The sequence below is a fragment of the Streptomyces sp. NPDC048584 genome (assembly GCF_043199595.1).
Taxonomy (GTDB): Bacteria; Actinomycetota; Actinomycetes; order Streptomycetales; family Streptomycetaceae; genus Streptomyces; species Streptomyces edwardsiae.
Genome location: NZ_JBICWF010000019.1, coordinates 56,409 through 72,691 on the forward strand (window position 1 = coordinate 56,409; position 16,283 = coordinate 72,691).

Consider the following 16,283-nt stretch of genomic DNA (forward strand, 5'->3'; position numbering starts at 1 on the left):
ACGACCTTATAGCACGTACATTCGATTTAGGGCCGGACTTCACCACCTTCACCCGAAGGGGTGACGGGGCTAGGGTCGGCACCATGATTGATCACGCTGATGACCTGGCGTCTGTACAAACAGCGACCGAGCGGCTGCTCACCGCGGCGGCCGCACTGGACAACGCGGCTGTGACCCAGTCGTCACTGCTCCCCGGCTGGACCCGTGGCCATGTGCTGGCCCATCTGGCCCGTAACGCCGACGCCCTGGTGAACGTCCTGGAGGGCCGCCCCATGTACGTCTCGGGCGAGGCGCGGGACGCCGACATCGAGCGGGACGCGCCCCGCACCCTCGAAGCGCACCTCGCCGACCTGCGGGAGAGCGGGGAGCGCTTCCGCGCGGCGGGCGCCGCCCCGGCGGACTGGTCGCGCACGCTGGAACTGCGCAACGGGGTCACGGACCGTGCCGCGCGGGTGCCGTTCCGGCGCTGGGCCGAGGTGGAGCTGCACCACGTGGACCTCGGCATCGGCTACGAGCTGGAGGACCTCCCGGCCGACTTCACGGAGCGGGAGATCGACTTCCTCGCGGAGCGGTTCGCCGGCCACCCCGGCGTACCGTCGACCGCCCTCGCCACCGAGAACGGCGGGATCCGGACGACCGGCGGTGAGGAGTCCGGCGGCCCCGTCGCGGTCGAGGGGACGGCCGCGGACCTGCTCGGCTGGCTCTCCGGCCGTCGTGACGGCTCCGCCCTCACCGTGAAGGGCGGTGCCCTCCCGTCGCTTCCCCCGCTGTAGCGCGGGTCGGGGCCGTCCGGCCGCACGCACCGGACCCCGCTCACCTGGGCGGCGAGGCGCCGCCGGATTCCTCCGGCCCGCACCACCGGACAGGCCCTGGCGCTATAGGCTGGCGGTCATGACGTACAGCGGTCGGGTGACGGTCGGCGGCCCAGCCGACGTGCACGAACTCAAGGACCTGATGATCACCAAGGTCGCGGTCGGCCCCATGGAGAACAACGCGTATCTGCTGCGTTGCCGGGCCACCGACGAGCAGTTGCTGATCGACGCGGCCAACGACGCGGGGACCCTGCTGGGGACGATCGGTGACGACGGCATCGCGTCCGTCGTCACCACCCACCGGCACGGCGACCACTGGCAGGCGCTCGCCGAGGTCGTCGCCGCGACCGGCGCCCGCACCCATGCGGGCCGCGAGGACGCCGAGGGCATCCCGGTGCCGACCGACGTCCTGGTCGACGACGGCGACACCGTCCGAGTGGGTCAGGTGGAACTCACCGCCCGCCACCTCGTCGGGCACACCCCCGGCTCGATCGCCCTCGTCTACGACGATCCCCACGGGCATCCGCACGTGTTCACCGGGGACTGTCTGTTCCCGGGCGGTGTGGGCAACACCTTCAAGGACCCGGAGGCGTTCGCCCGTCTCATCCAGGACGTCGAGAGCAGGATCTTCGACGTCCTGCCGGACGAGACCTGGGTCTATCCCGGCCACGGCAACGACACCACCCTGGGCGCGGAGCGCCCGCACCTGCCGGAGTGGCACGCGCGGGGCTGGTGACAGGCGCCTACGCTTCGGCCAGTCCCGGTCCCGCCAGCGCCGCGATCCGCTCCACCGCGAACACGTACCCCTGCACCCCGCACCCCGCGATCACCCCGTCGGCGCGCAGGGAGACGTAGGAGTGGTGCCGGAAGGACTCGCGGCGGTGGATGTTGGAGATGTGGACCTCCATCACGGGCAGCCCGTCACAGGTGTTGAGGGCGTCCAGGATGGCGACGGAGGTGTGCGAGTAGGCGCCGGGGTTGATGACGATCCCACAGTGGTTCAGCCGCGCCTCGTGGATCCAGTCCACCAACCGACCCTCGTGGTTGGACTGGCGCAGGTCCACCGTGCCGCCCCGCGCGGCCGCCGCCTCGGCGCACATCGCCTCCACGTCGGCGAGCGTGTCGGTGCCGTAGATCTCCGGCTGGCGCTGTCCGAGCAGGTTCAGGTTGGGGCCGTTGAGGATCATGATGGGGGCGTTGGCCAGATCGCGGGGCACGGTTCCTCCGGTCCGTCGGGGTGGAGCGGTCCTCACGGGAACCGCTGTTCGGACCCGGTTTATCACGGTGCGGCGAAGCCCCGCCGGGCCCTGGCCTCCCGGCATGACGATCCCCTCGCACCCTCCCGACCCCGCCCCCGGCGACCGCCTCGCCGCGCTCTCCCCTCCTCCGGTCTGCCGGGCCTCTTCCCGCGTCCCATCCGCAGCTGGTGATCCCGTACGGCGGCCTGGTCCGGGTCGACGGCCCCGCCCGGCGGATCACCGTCACGTACCAGGGGGTGCCTGCCCCGTCAGGGGTTGAGCGCCAGTTCCAGATAGGCCGCGAGCAGGACCAGGTGCACGCCTCCCTGGAGGGGTGTGGCGCGCCCGGGGACCACGGTCAGCGCGCCCACCACCATGGTGAGGGCGAGCAGCACCATATGGGTGTCGCCGAGGCCGAGGACGAGCGGTCCGGGGAGCCAGAGGGAGGCCAGCGCGACGGCGGGGATGGTCAGACCGATACTGGCCATCGCCGAGCCGAGCGCGAGGTTCATGCTGGTCTGCACCTGGTTGCGGCGCGAGGCCCGCACCGCGGCGATGGTCTCCGGGAGGAGCACCAGCAGCGCGATGATCACACCGACGACGGAGTGGGGCAGCCCGGCCGCGTCCACTCCGGACTCGATCGTGGGCGAGACCCCTTTGGCCAGCCCCACCACTCCGATCAGGGCCAGACCCAGCAGTCCGAGGCTGATCATGGCGGTGCGGGTGGAGGGCGCCTCGGCGTGTTCCTCCTCGTCGGAGGGGCGTCCCTCGCTCTGTCTGACGATCGGGAGGAAGTAGTCGCGATGTCTGACGGTCTGGGTCGCCACGAACAGTGCGTAGAGGATCAGTGAGGAGACCGCCGCGAAGGAGAGCTGAACCGTGGAGAACTCCGGGCCCGGCTTGCTCGTGGTGAACGTCGGCAGGACGAGGCTGAGGGTCGCCAGTGTCGCGACCGTGGCGAGAGCCGCGCCGGTGCCTTCCGAATTGAAGACCGCCGTGCCGTGACGCAGTGATCCCACCAGCAGACTCAGTCCGAGGATGCCGTTGACGGTGATCATCACGGCCGCGAACACGGTGTCTCTGGCGAGCGTCGCGCTCTTGTCCCCGCCATCGATCATCAGTGTGACGATCAGCGCCACCTCGATGACGGTGACGGCGACCGCGAGGACCAGGGATCCGAAGGGCTCACCGACACGGTGCGCGACCACCTCGGCGTGGTGCACGGCCGCCAGCACGGCCCCCGCGAGGATCAGGGTCACCATCACGACGACCCAGCCGGGCAGTTCGCGTCCCCAGGTCAGGATCAGCAGAACCACGGCGAACACCGGCACCAGGACCGTCCACTGCGCCGCGAGTGACCTGAGCCGAGCGGTCATGGAGCGATCGTCGCAGACGTGAACGGGCGGCGCACTTCACCGCTGCCCTCCGACCACCGGCCGACCCCGGGGGGCGCGGGGGGTGGCACCGTCGTACGGCCCGCCCCTCTGCTCCGCGCTTCTGATCGTCTCGGGGTCATCATGGTCACGCATGGCCTCCTCGTACGAGTCGCATGGGGTCGGCGCCGGCGGGCGGCGCGGGGTGTGGACCTGCCGGGCGGGAGCGGCGGCCGGCGATGTGCCGGCCGCCGCTCCCGGTACCGCGGGCCCGGTGTCCGGCGGGTCAGGCGTTTATGTCGTCCTGCGCGGTGCTCTTGGCCGCCTCCGCCTGCTTGCGGGAGGCCCGCAGGCTGGTGATCGTGGTGACGATCAGGACGGAGCAGATCACGCCCAGCGAGACCGGGATGCTGATCTCGGGAACGTGTACCCCGGACTCGTGCAGTGCGTGGAACACCAGCTTCACACCGATGAAGCCGAGGATGATCGACAGGCCGTAGGACAAGTGGACCAGCTTCCTCAGCAGGCCACCGATGAGGAAGTACAGCTGCCTGAGGCCCATCAGCGCGAACGCGTTCGCCGTGAACACGATGTACGGGTCCTGTGTCAGGCCGAAGATCGCGGGGATCGAGTCGAGGGCGAACAGGACGTCCGTGGTGCCGATGGCGAGCATGACGACGAGCATCGGGGTCATGACCCGCTTGCCGTTCTGCTCGATCCACAGTTTGGTGCCGTAGTACCGGTCGGCCACACCGAAGCGGCGCTCGGCGGCCTTGAGCAGCTTGTTCTCCTCGAACTCCTCCTCGTCCCCGTCGGCCCGGGCCTCCTGGACGAGCTTCCAGGCGGTCCAGATGAGGAAGGCGCCGAAGATGTAGAACACCCAGGAGAAGCTGGCGAGGATCGCGGCGCCGGCGGCGATGAATATCGCGCGCAGCACCAGGGCGATGAGAACGCCGACGAGGAGCACCCGTTGCTGGTACTGCGACGGCACCGCGAACTTCGCCATGATCAGCACGAAGACGAAGAGGTTGTCGACGCTCAGGGACTTCTCGGTGATGTAGCCGGCGAAGAACTCGCCTCCGGCCTGGCCGCCGCCCCAGATCACCAGGCCGAGCCCGAAGAGCCCGGCCAGGACGACCCAGACGATGGTCCAGATTCCGGCTTCCTTGATGGATACGTCATGCGGTTTGCGGCCGATGAAGAAGTCGGCTGCGATGAGGGCGCACAGGCCCACGATCGTCAGGACCCACAGGGTCATGGAAACATCCACTGCGCCTCCGGCAGATACGTCACACGGCAAATGTCAGCGTCGTCGCTACCGGAGGTCTCTTCCACCCGGGCCACCGGCGCATGACTGAGCCGGGACGGTCCTTCGGGCCGACGCCCCGGGATCTGGCCTGATCCGTATTGACGGGGTCGCCGCACAGACAGGGAGTACTCCCCTCCGTGCGGTCAACAGTACCCAATCACCAAGGATTGGTAAAGAGGCGAGTAAAGAAAGATACAAAAAGCCAGGTCGAAGAGCTTTACGCGGGCTTGGTCAAGGGCGGGAGGTCACCCGTTCCACGCTCGGCGGGCCGCCGCCACCTGAGTGAGCACCTGGTGGAGGACCTGGCTGCCGGCTGGCACGAGCGGCGGCTCGTACGTCCAGGCGTGCCCTACCCAGGGATCGGCCAGATGGCTGTCCGGGACGGGAGTCAGTCGCAGCAGCGAACGCCACAGCGGGTCCAGGAGCGGGCCGTAGGCCGAGGACTCCTCACGGTCGGCGACCATCATCAGATGGACCCCGACGGGGGGACCCTCGTCGGCGAGGTAGCGCAGCTGGTTCACTGCGCGGTCGTCGAAGCCGTGCGGGAAGTCGTTGACGATCAAGAGCTGCTGGGAGGTGTCGAAGCCGGGCGGCAGCGCGTCCGGGGCGCCGCCGCGCAGCGCCATCTGCACCAGGTCGACCCGCTGGGTCAGCCTGCTCAGCACATCCGTCACCCCGGCCGCGCCCTGCGCGGGCGGGGCGGCCAGCACACCGGTCCGCGTCAGCGGCGACAGCGGCTGCGTCCCGGATCCGGCCGGGTCGATGACGTGCACGGTGAACTCGCCCGCCGGGTAGACGGCGAGCAGCCGGGCAGCGTGCGCGACCGCCGTGTCCATGGCGAGGCGACGCATGTCGTGGGAGTCGGTGAACGACCCGTCGATCGGGTCGGCCCGTCCGCTGTCGATCCACAGACCGCGCTCCAGCGGCAGCCGGAGCAGCATCGGGATACGGATCCGGTCGGCCTCGGGCAGCCGGAGGTCGCCCAGGCGCAGCGCCATGGGTATCTCCATCGGCACCCGGTAGGCGTGCCAGGCGGGGTTGTCCCAGCGGGCGAAGGCCGGGGGCAGCGCGGGTTCGACGACGTCGGCCTCGGCGACGAGCTGGGAGATGTCCCGGTCGAGGACCTCCCGCGCCTGGTCGACGAGGTGTGCGTGCCGGGCCCGGGCCGCCTCACGGACGGCGTCACCCCGGCCGCCGATGCGGCTGCGCGGGTCGGACAGGGCCTGCTCCAGCTCCTTGTCCATCCGGGACTCGGCGAAGTCGACGGCGCTCCGGTAGGCCGCGGTGGTACGGGCCAGGTCCTCGAACATGCCCCAGACCTGGTTGTAGAGCCGCTCCTCCATGGACCAGCCGGTCGCGTCCCCCGCGACGGGCTGCGCCGGCTGCCCGGGCTGTGCCGGTGGCGCGGTGGGCGGGGGCGGCGGCGGGGCGGAGTTCTGTCGGCCGGGGTGGCTGTAGTTGATCGGGCCGCCGGTGGTGGCGGACGGCTCCGCGGCGCCGCTTCCGCCGTAGGACGGCTGGGGTCCGCTCTGTCCGGGCCCGCCGGACGGCTGCCCGCCGTACGCCGGTGGTACGGGTCCCGGTGCGCCCTGCGGGGCGATGCCGCCCTGGTCGGGGCCGAGGGCGGGGGCTGCCGTCTGCCGGGAGCGGTCGCCGTCGGACGGGCGGGACGGGGGGGCCTGCACGGAGCGGGCCAGCCCCCGTGCCACGGCCTCGTTGATGGTGCCCGCGAGGGACACGGCCTCGGGCAATCCCTGGTCGGTGAGGAGTTCGGCCAGGCCGCCCGTGTAGCCCTGGCCGACGGCGCGCACCTTCCAGGCGCCCTGCCGCCGGTAGACCTCCAGGGCGACGACGGCCGACTCGGCCTCCAGGCCCGTGATGGTGTAGCTGGCGACCTCGTCGCCGTCGAGGCCGGTGACGGCGACGAAGGGGGCCGCCACGGCACCGAACCGGGCCGGCCCCGGACCGCCGCCCGCGGCGGGCAGGGCCAGCAGCACACCGACGCGGTGGACCGCGTCGGTCATGGCGTCCAGGTCCACCGCGAGACGGTGGTCGGCGGCCGCCTGCCGCGACACCTCCAGACCGGGCTGGGTGGGTGCGCCCGGGTGGGCCACCCACTCCACGCCGTGGATCCGGCCGTTCTCGTCGCCGAGCGCGGCCACGGCCACGACCGGCGTGCCGGCCGAGACCCGGATCTCCAGACGGGACTGGGAGAGCGGGTGATTCTGTCCCCGCACCAGCTCGGCCGTCATCGCCTTCGTCCCCCCGTGTCGCGTGCGGTGCCTGTGTCTGTCGCCTGTCAGAGAACCGGCAGGATCGCCGGCATCAGGTCCTGGAAGGTGCGGCCGTTGGCCGGGTTGCCGAGGGCCGTCATCGTCCAGCCCCCGCCCGTGCGGTGCACCTTCGCCATGAGCTGGGCCGTGTAGGCGCCGCCTCCGGCGAGCGTGTAGCGGGCGAGCTCCTGGCCGTTGGTCTCGTCGACGAGGCGGCAGAACGCGTTCTGCACCTCCTGGAAGGTCTGGCCCGTGAAGGAGTTCACGGTGAAGACGATCTGGTCGATGTGGACCGGGACGCGCGACAGGTCGACGAGGATGGCCTCGTCGTCGCCGCCCTGGCCGACACCGCCGACGAGGTTGTCACCTGTGTGGCGTACGGAGCCGTCGTCGCTCACCAGGTGGCGGAAGAAGACGACGTCGACCGGCTGCTTGTCGGCGAACAGGACGGCCGAGGCGTCCAGGTCGATCTCCCGGGTCCGCGAGCCGAACAGGCCGCGACGGGGGGCCGCCTGCCAGCCGAGACCCATGCGCACCGCGGTCAGGCTGCCGCCGTCGTTCTTCTGCAGACTGATGGCCTGACCCTTGGTCATGTTGACGGTCACGCGCTGATTCCCCTCTCGACTTCCCCTGTTACCGCGCATTCGCGGTTGACCAGAACCCTACGCAGGGGCACTGACAGTGACGTACCCAGGTCCGCACTTTGTGTCGGTCTTGCAACACATCGCGTACGCGGCCGTCAGCGCAGACCCGCCTCCTGCATCTGCCGCAGTTCCTTCTTCATCTCCGACACCTCGTCGCGCAGCCGTGCCGCGATCTCGAACTGCAGGTCCGCGGCGGCGGCCCGCATCCGCGCGGTGAGGTCCTCGATCTGCTCGGCGAGTTCCGCGGCGGGACGGTCGGTCGGCACCGTCTCGGCGGCCTTGCCCCTGCCCTTGGCGCTCTTCGCGCCCTTGGCCGCCTTGGTGCCGAGGGAGGGCACGGGCGCCTTGGTGCCGCCGCCGTCCTTCTTGGCCTGGCGGTAGCCCGAGCCGAGCAGCTGCTCGGTGTCGATGTCCTCGCGGGCGATCTGGGCGACGATGTCGTTGATCTTCTTGCGCAGCGGCTGCGGGTCGATGCCGTTCGCCCGGTTGTACGCGACCTGCTTCTCACGGCGGCGGTTGGTCTCGTCGATGGCCTTCGCCATCGACGGAGTGATCTTGTCCGCGTACATATGGACCTGGCCGGAGACATTGCGCGCCGCGCGGCCGATGGTCTGGATCAGGGAGGTTCCCGAACGCAGGAAGCCCTCCTTGTCGGCGTCGAGGATCGCCACCAGGGACACCTCGGGCAGGTCGAGGCCCTCACGCAGCAGGTTGATGCCGACGAGGACGTCGTACTCGCCGCTGCGCAGCTCCCGCAGCAGCTCGACCCGGCGCAGGGTGTCGACGTCGCTGTGCAGATAGCGCACCTGGATGCCGAGTTCCAGGAAGTAGTCGGTGAGGTCCTCGGCCATCTTCTTGGTGAGCGTGGTGACCAGGACACGTTCGTCCTTCTCCACGCGGGTGCGGATCTCGTGCACCAGGTCGTCGATCTGGCCCTCGGTGGGCTTGACGACGACCTCGGGGTCGACGAGGCCGGTGGGGCGGATGATCTGCTCGACGGTGCCGTCCGCTCGGGAGAGCTCGTACTGGCCTGGGGTGGCCGACAGATAGACGGCCTGGCCGATGCGCTCCTGGAACTCCTCCCACTTCAGCGGACGGTTGTCGAGGGCGGACGGGAGCCGGAAGCCGTGGTCGACGAGGGTGCGCTTGCGGGAGGCGTCCCCCTCGTACATGGCGCCGATCTGCGGGACGGTCACGTGCGACTCGTCGATGACGAGGAGGAAGTCGTCCGGGAAGTAGTCCAGCAGGGTGTTCGGCGGGGAGCCGGGTGAGCGTCCGTCGAAGTGCATCGAGTAGTTCTCCACGCCGGAGCAGGAGCCGATCTGGCGGAGCATCTCGATGTCGTAGGTGGTGCGCATGCGCAGGCGCTGGGCCTCCAGGAGCTTGCCCTGCTTCTCCAGCTCGGTCAGGCGCCCGCCGAGTTCCTTCTCGATGTCGTTGACCGCGCGCTCCAGGCGCTCGGGGCCCGCGACGTAGTGGGTGGCCGGGAAGATGTACAGCTGCTCGTCGTCGCTGATGATCTCGCCGGTGAGCGGGTGGAGCGTGGACAGCGCCTCGATCTCGTCGCCGAACATCTCGATGCGGACGGCGAGCTCCTCGTAGACCGGGAAGATCTCGATGGTGTCGCCGCGGACGCGGAAGGTGCCGCGGGAGAAGGCCATGTCGTTGCGCGTGTACTGGATGTCCACGAAGCGGCGCAGCAGCTCGTCGCGGTCGAACTCGTCGCCGACGCGGAGGGGGACCATGCGGTCGACGTACTCCTGCGGGGTGCCCAGGCCGTAGATGCAGGAGACGGAGGCGACCACGACGACGTCGCGGCGGGTGAGCAGCGAGTTGGTCGCGGAGTGGCGCAGCCGCTCGACCTCCTCGTTGATCGAGGAGTCCTTCTCGATGTAGGTGTCCGACTGCGGGACGTACGCCTCGGGCTGGTAGTAGTCGTAGTACGAGACGAAGTACTCGACCGCGTTGTTCGGCAGCAGTTCGCGGAACTCGTTGGCCAGCTGGGCGGCCAGGGTCTTGTTCGGCGCCATGACCAGGGTGGGCCGCTGGAGCTTCTCGATCATCCACGCGGTGGTGGCGGACTTGCCGGTGCCGGTCGCGCCGAGCAGGACGACGTCCTTCTCACCTGCTTCGATACGCCGGGCGAGGTCGGCGATGGCCGTCGGCTGGTCGCCGCTCGGCTGGTAGGGACTGACGACCTCGAAGGGCGCCACCGTGCGTTCGATCTGGGAAACGGGCCGCATGCGTCAACCGTACGACCCCGCACTGACAACGGGTCCGGTTCAGCGGCGCTGCGGGGTGCGGGAGCGGCGTTCCACCGGCCCGCGGGCCCGCAGCCGGGAGCGGACGGGGGTGTGGTGGCCCGGGGAGTGCGCGGGGACGCCGGGCTTGTGCTCGGCGGGGACCGCGGGGGTGCCGCCGGCGACCATGAGCGGATCGAAGATCACCACGATGCCGGCGAGGACGAGGAAGGCGAGCGGGCCGACCAGCATCGGGCCGAGGAGGGCGGCCGCGGTCTCTCCCGTGGCGGGCTCGGCGGATCCGTGGACGTGCACCTCGAGTGCGGCCATGCCGGTGTAGTGCATCCCGGTGACCGCGAGCCCCATGACGAGACTGGCGCCCACGCTCCACAGGAAGCCGCGCACCTGTCCGGCCGCCCACAGGGCGGCGCTGGCGGCGGCCATGGCGATGGCCACGGAGGCGGCGACGGTGAGGACGTTGTACTCCAGGCGTCCGTCGAGGCTCATTCCGGCCATGCCGAGATAGTGCATCGAGGCGATGCCGAGACCGGTGATGGTGCCCCCGGTGAACAGGGCCGTGCCGGAGGCGCCCTTGTAGCCGACGATGAAGATCCCGATGCCCACCATGACGATGGCGACGGCCAGACTCGCGAACGTCATCGTCCGGTCGTAGTGGATCGGCGTGTCCTCGATGGTGAAGCCCGTCATCGCGATGAAGTGCATCGTCCATATGCCGGAGCCGATCACCGCGGCGGCCAGGGCGAGCCAGCCGGGACGCCAGGTGCGGGACACTCTGAGCGCCCTGGTGGTGCAGCGCAGGCCCAGGGCCCCGCCGAGGCATGCCATGAGAAAGGCCACCAGCGGTGTGACCAGGCCGTAGCTGAATTCGTCGACCGTGCCCTGCATGCGCGGCTGCCCTTCCCGCCCTGTGTGTGTCCCGCAATGTCCCGGTGGAGCCCCCCTCCCGGCGCCGGTGACGGCGGCCAGGGATGAGGCAGAGGGTATGGCCCCACCGGAATGGTCGAACGACTATCCGGCAAAGAAACACGTCCTTGCCCCAGGTGTGTGGCACCAGTGTGCGGACATCGGGCAACAGCGTTCAATCCGTGGCCATCCTGTACCCGTCTCGCGTTGACCGTCTGCTGTCACAGTTGAGCTGTCCGTGACCGTTCGACGCGAGGAGTACGTATGCACGCACGCGCTGTCGCCGCCTCGACCACCGCGCTCCTGGGCGCGGCCGCTCTCCTGCTCCCGCTCTCCCCCGCGCGGGCCGCCGAGAGCTCCGCGCGGCCCCTGGTGATAGCCCACCGGGGCGCGTCCGCGTACGCGCCCGAGAACACCCTGGCGGCCGTCGACAGGGCGGCCGCCCTCGGCGTCGACTGGGTGGAGAACGACGTCCAGCGCACCAGGGACGGAGAACTCGTCGTCCTGCACGACGACAGCCTCCAGCGCACCACCGACGTCGAGGAGGTCTTTCCGGACCGGGCGCCGTGGAAGGTGAGCGACTTCACGGCGGCGGAGATCGCCCGGCTGGACGCGGGCAGCTGGTTCGACGCGGCCTACGCGGGGGCGCGCGTGCCGACGCTGGAGCAGTTCGTGCACCGCGTGGAGGAGCACCGCCAGAAGCTGCTGCTGGAGATCAAGAACCCTCAGCTGTATCCCGGCATAGAGCGCCAGATCGTCAAGGTGCTGGGCAACGAGGGCTGGCTGGACCGCGGGCATGTGAGGGGCCGGCTGGTCGTGCAGAGCTTCAGCGCGGACAGTGTGCGGACGGTCCACGATCTGCGGCCCGCGGTGAAGACGGGCTTCCTCGGGACGCCGCCGGTGTCGGACCTGCCCGCGTACGCGGCCTTCACCGACCAGATCAACCCCTCGTACGCCTCCCTCTCCGCCGGCTATGTCACCGCCGTTCACGCGTTCAAGGGCCCGCACGGCAAACCGCTGGAGGTGTGCACCTGGACCGTGAACGACGCGGCCGCCGCCCGGCGGGTCGCCGGGTACGGGGTCGACGGGATCATCACCAACACGCCCGACGTGGTGCGGGACGCGGTACGCGGCTGAGGCGCCCGCCGCCCGCGTTCACGGGGCGATGTCAGTGGCGGGCCGTACGGTGGGGCGCATGGACAGCCATGGGCGGTACGAGCAGCGGGTGGTGTGGGCCGTGGTCGGCACCGGGATCGGCCCGCTGCTGCTGGCCGCGACCCGTGAGGGGTTGGTCAACGTCGTCTTCCACGCCACCGGCGAGGTGCGCGACACAGCGCTGGAGCGGCTGGCGTCACGGCTCGGCATCCGGCCGGTCGAGGATCCCGGCTCCCCGCTGCTGGCCGAGGCGATACGCCAGGTCGAGGCGTACTTCGCGGGGGCACGGCGGGACTTCGAGCTGCCGCTGGACTGGTCGCTGATCTCCGGCTTCCACCGCAAGGTGCTGCGGGAGCTGGCCGTCGGGGTGCCGTTCGGCTCGGTCGTCGGGTACGGCGCCCTGGCCGGGCGGGTCGGCCAGCCCGGGGCGGCGCAGGCCGTGGGCATGGCGATGGGCGCCAACCCGCTGCCGGTGGTCGTGCCGTGCCACCGTGTGGTGGAGAGCGACGGCGGCATCGGCGGTTTCGGCGGCGGCCTGGAGGCCAAGCGCCATCTGCTCGCCCTGGAGGGCGTCCTGCCCGAGCCGTTGTTCTGACGGCTCGGGCGCGGTGGTTCCGCTCACGGCGCCTGCCGGCTGCCGTGGCGGGGACCTCGGTCAGTCGTAGTGCCGTGCCTCGAACACATTGCCGTCCGGGTCGCCGAAGTAGAAGCTGCGCCGCGCCGGTCCGCGCGCTCCGAACGAGTCGCGCGAGACGTCCGACACCGGTACCGAGCTCTCCTCCAGCCGACTGCGCAGGGCGTCGAAGTCCGAGGCCGGCAGCGACAGGCAGACATGGTTGACGGGATGCCCCGAACTCTCCGCGGCCCCGGACAGCATCCGCATCCGTTCCGCCTTGGCCCGCGGCATGAGATCGAGGATCGTCTCCTCGTTCACCCGTACCGAGGGGAACGGTGCCTCCCCCGCGGCGTAGTCGGTGAGTCTGACGGGCTCCAGGCCCACGGCCTTCTCGTAGAACTCCGCGGCGGCGAGGGGGTCCTCCACCCACAGGACGATGTGGTCGAGGCGAGTCGTGTGGTCCGTCATGCCCCCAGCCTCCGTGACACCGGTGACGGCCCGCAAGGGGTTTGGCCCCGTGCGCGAGCCGCCAGGGATGAGGGAGAACCGGCAGACAGGAGGCAGACGCGTGGTGCTCATGGTGTCCGAAGAGGTACGGGAGGCGATCGCCGCGGGCCGCCCGGTGGTGGCCCTGGAGTCCACGATCATCGCCCACGGACTGCCCCGGCCACGGAATCTCCAGGTGGCGCTGGAGCTGGAGGCGGCCGTACGGCGGGAGGGCGCGGTACCCGCGACGATCGCCGTGCTGGACGGGCGGCCCCGGGTCGGCCTGGACAAGGACCAGTTGGAACGGGTCGCCAACGATGACGGCATCCGCAAGCTGGGTCACCGTGATCTGCCGCTCGCGGTGGCCGCCGGGGCGAGCGGGGCGACCACCGTGTCGGCCACGGCGCTGGTGGCGGCGCGGGCGGGCGTCCGGGTGTTCGCCACCGGCGGGCTCGGCGGGGTGCACCGGGAGTGGACGGTGACCCAGGACGAGTCGGCCGACCTCGGTCTGCTGGCGCGGACGCGGATCACCGTGGTGTGCGCGGGGGTGAAGTCGATCCTCGACGTGCCCGCGACCCTGCAGCGGCTGGAGACGCTGGGGGTGACGGTCGCCGGGTACGGCACGGACCGCTTCCCCGGCTTCTACCTGTCCGACTCGGGGCACCCCGTGGACTGGCGGCTGGACACCCCGGCGCAGGTCGCGGAGGCCATGCGGGCGCAGGACGCGGTCGGTGGGCCCGAGTCGGCGCTGATCGTGGCCCAACCGGTCCCGGAGGACGAGCAGCTCGATCCCGGTCTGCACGCGCGAGTGCTCGACGAGGCGCTGCGGGCGTGCGAGGCGGAGGGGGTCACGGGCCAGGCCGTCACACCGTTCCTGCTCGATCACCTGGTGCGCCGCACCGACGGCGCGTCTCTCGCCGCGAACCTGGCGGCGGTCCGGGGCAATGTACGTCTGGCGGCGCGTATCGCGGCGGCCTGGGCCGCCGGAGCGTGACGGGCGCGGTGCGCGGCGGGGCGCTGCTGGTCGCCGGCGATGTCATCACGGACGTGGTCGCCCGGCACCGCGGTCCGCTCGCCCCGGGCACGGACACGGTGGCGTCGATCCGGAGGGTGCCGGGCGGTGCGGGTGCGAATGTGGCCTGCTGGGCGGCGCGCCGGGGTGGTGGCGAGGTGCGGCTGCTCGGCCGGGTGGGTTCGGACGCGGCGGCCTGGCACGAGCGGGAGCTGGCCGCCTGCGGGGTCCGGCCGCTGCTGGCCGTGGACCGGCGGGCGCCGACGGGGACGGTGATCTGCCTGGTCGACGAGGGCGCGGCGGCGGAGCGGACGTTCCTGACCGACAGCGGGGCGTCGCTGCGGCTGGATCCTGGTGACTGGTCGGACGTGTTGCTGGAGGGCGTGGCGCGGCTGCATCTGTCGGGCTATCTGCTGTTCGCCGGATCGAGCCGTGCGTTCGTCGCGGTGGCGCTGAAGGCGGCGCGGACCCACGGTGTGCCGGTGAGTCTGGATCCGGCGTCGGCGGGATTCCTCGGGCAGCTGGGCACCGAGCGGTTCCTGTCGCTGGTCGAGGGCGTGGACGTCCTGCTGCCCAGCCGTGACGAGGCGTGTCTGCTCGCCGGGGTGTCCGATGCGGCGGACGCCGCGGCGCGGCTGAGCCGGCATGTCCCGCTGGTGGTGGCCAAGCAGGGTGCCGGAGGCGCGCTGCTCGCCCGGTCCGGCGAGGTGTTCGCCCGTGTCCCGGCCGTACCGGCGGTGCCCCGGGACACCACGGGCGCCGGGGACGCGTTCACGGGCGCGTTCCTGGCGGCCCTGCTCGCGGGCGCCGACCCCGGGGAGGCGGCGGAGGAGGGCTGCCGGGCGGGCGCGCAGGCGGTGGAGCACATAGGGGGCCGCCCGCCCGCGCCCGCCTGACGTACGGACGCCACCAGGGGCGAACTCCCTTTGTCCACAGGCGGGAACAAAGCGGAATGCCCGCTGCCCACAGGCTCGCACACGACTCGTCCGGGACTGGCAGACTTGCGGGCCGGAGCGCGGAAGCAGGACGGCGCGGGGGAACCACGCAAGGAGAAGCCGGATGTCCATGGCAGGCAATCTGCGGAAGGTCACGAGTCTCGGCACGGTCGGCGGGCTGCGCCGGGTGGCCCGGCTGGCGCGGCGGCGACCCCGGGTGGATCTGAGTCATCCGGCCCGCTCCCCGCTGGGCTCCTCGGTGGTCAACTGCGTGACGTACCGGGACGGTCGGCGCACCGGCGGAGGCGGGCACCTGGTGGACGCGGTGCGTCAGGTGCGCAGGAGCGGGGAGGGGTTCGTCTGGCTGGGTCTGCACGAGCCGACCGCCCGGGAGTTCGCCGGCATCGCGGAGCTGTTCGACCTGCATCCGCTGGCGGTGGAGGACGCCGTCGAGGCCCATCAGCGGCCCAAGCTGGAGCGGTACGGGGACACGTTGTTCGCCGTGTTCAAGACGGTCTGCTACGTCGAGCACGAGGAACTCACCGCGAACAGCGAGGTGGTGGACACCGGCGAGATCATGGTGTTCCTGGGCGAGGACTTCGTGGTCACGGTGCGGCACGGCCGGCACGGCTCGCTGGGACCCCTGCGGGAGGGGCTGGAGTCCGACCCCGGGCAGCTCGCACAGGGTCCGTCCACGGTGCTGCACGCGATCGCGGACCATGTGGTCGACGACTATCTGACCGTCATCGACTCGGTCCAGGAGGACATGGACCAGGTCGAGACGGATGTGTTCGCGGAGCACGGCGAGCGGGTCGATCCGGGCCGCATCTACCAACTCAAGCGGGAACTCCTGGAGCTGAAGCGGGCGGTGGTGCCGCTGGGCCGGCCGCTGGAGGAACTCGCCACCCGGCCGATCCGGGTGGTGGCCCCCGAGATACAGGCGTACTTCCGTGACGTCTCCGACCATCTGCTGCGGGCGAAGGAGCAGATAGCGGCGTTCGACGAGTTGCTGAACTCCATCCTCCAGGCGCATCTGGCGCAGGTGACGGTCGCGCAGAACGAGGACATGCGCAAGATCACCGCATGGGCGGCGATCGTGGCGGTGCCGACGATGATCTGCGGCGTGTACGGCATGAACTTCGACCACATGCCCGAGCTGCGCTGGCGGTACGGCTACGGCATGGTCATCGGGGTGATAACCGTGGCGTGTCTGGTGCTGTACCGGGCCTTCCGGCGCAGCCGCTGGCTCTGATGTCCGCGCTGCCG

Annotated in this window: 15 protein-coding genes; 7 read left to right on the forward strand and 8 right to left on the reverse strand. The window is 70.9% G+C overall.

Annotated features, from left to right (window positions below; translation table 11 throughout):
- Positions 1 to 83 precede the first annotated feature (83 nt).
- Both ACGFR9_RS32180 and ACGFR9_RS32185 read left to right on the forward strand, forming a co-directional pair.
- On the forward strand, positions 84 to 773 hold the full coding sequence (locus tag ACGFR9_RS32180) for a maleylpyruvate isomerase family mycothiol-dependent enzyme (RefSeq protein WP_393215664.1): 690 nt from the start codon (positions 84 to 86) through the stop codon (positions 771 to 773).
- A gap of 118 nt (positions 774 to 891) precedes the next feature.
- Positions 892 to 1,548, forward strand: a complete 657-nt coding sequence (locus ACGFR9_RS32185; RefSeq protein ID WP_393215667.1) for an MBL fold metallo-hydrolase — start codon at positions 892 to 894, stop codon at positions 1,546 to 1,548.
- A gap of 7 nt (positions 1,549 to 1,555) precedes the next feature.
- On the opposite strand, the gene aroQ is transcribed toward ACGFR9_RS32185, so the two are convergent.
- From aroQ to ACGFR9_RS32220, 7 genes are all read right to left on the reverse strand, one after another.
- On the reverse strand, positions 1,556 to 2,029 hold the full coding sequence (gene aroQ, locus ACGFR9_RS32190; protein WP_311648987.1) for a type II 3-dehydroquinate dehydratase: 474 nt from the start codon (positions 2,027 to 2,029) through the stop codon (positions 1,556 to 1,558).
- 290 nt (positions 2,030 to 2,319) lie between these two features.
- Complete coding sequence (locus tag ACGFR9_RS32195; protein WP_393215670.1) at positions 2,320 to 3,426, reverse strand: calcium:proton antiporter; 1,107 nt, start codon at positions 3,424 to 3,426, stop codon at positions 2,320 to 2,322.
- 283 nt (positions 3,427 to 3,709) lie between these two features.
- Positions 3,710 to 4,693 carry a TerC family protein gene (locus ACGFR9_RS32200; RefSeq protein ID WP_393215673.1) on the reverse strand — a complete coding sequence of 328 codons (984 nt, stop codon included), beginning with the start codon at positions 4,691 to 4,693 and terminating at the stop codon, positions 3,710 to 3,712.
- Positions 4,694 to 4,977: 284 nt separating this feature from the next.
- Positions 4,978 to 6,984: a TerD family protein gene (locus tag ACGFR9_RS32205; protein ID WP_393215675.1), complete on the reverse strand. Its 2,007-nt coding sequence runs from the start codon at positions 6,982 to 6,984 to the stop codon at positions 4,978 to 4,980.
- 47 nt (positions 6,985 to 7,031) lie between these two features.
- Positions 7,032 to 7,610 (reverse strand): TerD family protein, encoded by a 579-nt coding sequence (locus ACGFR9_RS32210; RefSeq protein ID WP_030228615.1) that lies wholly within the window; start codon positions 7,608 to 7,610, stop codon positions 7,032 to 7,034.
- Between the two features lie 134 nt (positions 7,611 to 7,744).
- Positions 7,745 to 9,892, reverse strand: a complete 2,148-nt coding sequence (gene uvrB, locus ACGFR9_RS32215) for an excinuclease ABC subunit UvrB (protein WP_393215678.1) — start codon at positions 9,890 to 9,892, stop codon at positions 7,745 to 7,747.
- Positions 9,893 to 9,931: 39 nt separating this feature from the next.
- Positions 9,932 to 10,795, reverse strand: a complete 864-nt coding sequence (locus tag ACGFR9_RS32220; protein ID WP_393215681.1) for an MHYT domain-containing protein — start codon at positions 10,793 to 10,795, stop codon at positions 9,932 to 9,934.
- Positions 10,796 to 11,077: 282 nt separating this feature from the next.
- Here ACGFR9_RS32220 and ACGFR9_RS32225 point away from each other — a divergent pair, with 282 nt between their 5' ends.
- Together ACGFR9_RS32225 and ACGFR9_RS32230 are read left to right on the forward strand one after the other, a co-directional pair.
- On the forward strand, positions 11,078 to 11,950 hold the full coding sequence (locus ACGFR9_RS32225; RefSeq protein WP_393215684.1) for a glycerophosphodiester phosphodiesterase: 873 nt from the start codon (positions 11,078 to 11,080) through the stop codon (positions 11,948 to 11,950).
- 58 nt (positions 11,951 to 12,008) lie between these two features.
- Positions 12,009 to 12,563, forward strand: coding sequence for a methylated-DNA--[protein]-cysteine S-methyltransferase (locus ACGFR9_RS32230; protein ID WP_393215686.1), 555 nt, complete (start codon positions 12,009 to 12,011; stop codon positions 12,561 to 12,563).
- 60 nt (positions 12,564 to 12,623) lie between these two features.
- On the opposite strand, the gene ACGFR9_RS32235 is transcribed toward ACGFR9_RS32230, so the two are convergent.
- On the reverse strand, positions 12,624 to 13,052 hold the full coding sequence (locus ACGFR9_RS32235) for a VOC family protein (protein WP_393215689.1): 429 nt from the start codon (positions 13,050 to 13,052) through the stop codon (positions 12,624 to 12,626).
- 100 nt (positions 13,053 to 13,152) lie between these two features.
- On the opposite strand from ACGFR9_RS32235, the gene ACGFR9_RS32240 reads away from it, so the two are divergent.
- From ACGFR9_RS32240 to ACGFR9_RS32250, 3 genes are all read left to right on the forward strand, one after another.
- The gene (locus tag ACGFR9_RS32240) at positions 13,153 to 14,064 is read left to right on the forward strand and encodes a pseudouridine-5'-phosphate glycosidase (RefSeq protein ID WP_393215692.1); all 912 of its coding nucleotides are present in this window, start codon (positions 13,153 to 13,155) and stop codon (positions 14,062 to 14,064) included.
- Positions 14,061 to 14,978: a carbohydrate kinase family protein gene (locus ACGFR9_RS32245; protein ID WP_393215695.1), complete on the forward strand. Its 918-nt coding sequence runs from the start codon at positions 14,061 to 14,063 to the stop codon at positions 14,976 to 14,978. Before ACGFR9_RS32240 ends, ACGFR9_RS32245 begins: the two co-directional genes overlap by 4 nt.
- A gap of 163 nt (positions 14,979 to 15,141) precedes the next feature.
- Positions 15,142 to 16,269, forward strand: a complete 1,128-nt coding sequence (locus ACGFR9_RS32250) for a magnesium and cobalt transport protein CorA (RefSeq protein ID WP_393215697.1) — start codon at positions 15,142 to 15,144, stop codon at positions 16,267 to 16,269.
- Positions 16,270 to 16,283: the final 14 nt, after the last annotated feature.

Coding starts and splice junctions, on each gene's coding strand:
- ACGFR9_RS32250 (WP_393215697.1), top strand. CDS start 15,142: ATGTCCATGGCAGGCAATCTGCGGAAGGTCACGAGTCTCGGCACGGTC.
- ACGFR9_RS32195 (WP_393215670.1), bottom strand. CDS start 3,426: ATGACCGCTCGGCTCAGGTCACTCGCGGCGCAGTGGACGGTCCTGGTG.
- ACGFR9_RS32180 (WP_393215664.1), top strand. CDS start 84: ATGATTGATCACGCTGATGACCTGGCGTCTGTACAAACAGCGACCGAG.
- ACGFR9_RS32235 (WP_393215689.1), bottom strand. CDS start 13,052: ATGACGGACCACACGACTCGCCTCGACCACATCGTCCTGTGGGTGGAG.
- uvrB (WP_393215678.1), bottom strand. CDS start 9,892: ATGCGGCCCGTTTCCCAGATCGAACGCACGGTGGCGCCCTTCGAGGTC.
- ACGFR9_RS32225 (WP_393215684.1), top strand. CDS start 11,078: ATGCACGCACGCGCTGTCGCCGCCTCGACCACCGCGCTCCTGGGCGCG.
- ACGFR9_RS32205 (WP_393215675.1), bottom strand. CDS start 6,984: ATGACGGCCGAGCTGGTGCGGGGACAGAATCACCCGCTCTCCCAGTCC.
- ACGFR9_RS32230 (WP_393215686.1), top strand. CDS start 12,009: ATGGACAGCCATGGGCGGTACGAGCAGCGGGTGGTGTGGGCCGTGGTC.
- ACGFR9_RS32185 (WP_393215667.1), top strand. CDS start 892: ATGACGTACAGCGGTCGGGTGACGGTCGGCGGCCCAGCCGACGTGCAC.
- ACGFR9_RS32220 (WP_393215681.1), bottom strand. CDS start 10,795: ATGCAGGGCACGGTCGACGAATTCAGCTACGGCCTGGTCACACCGCTG.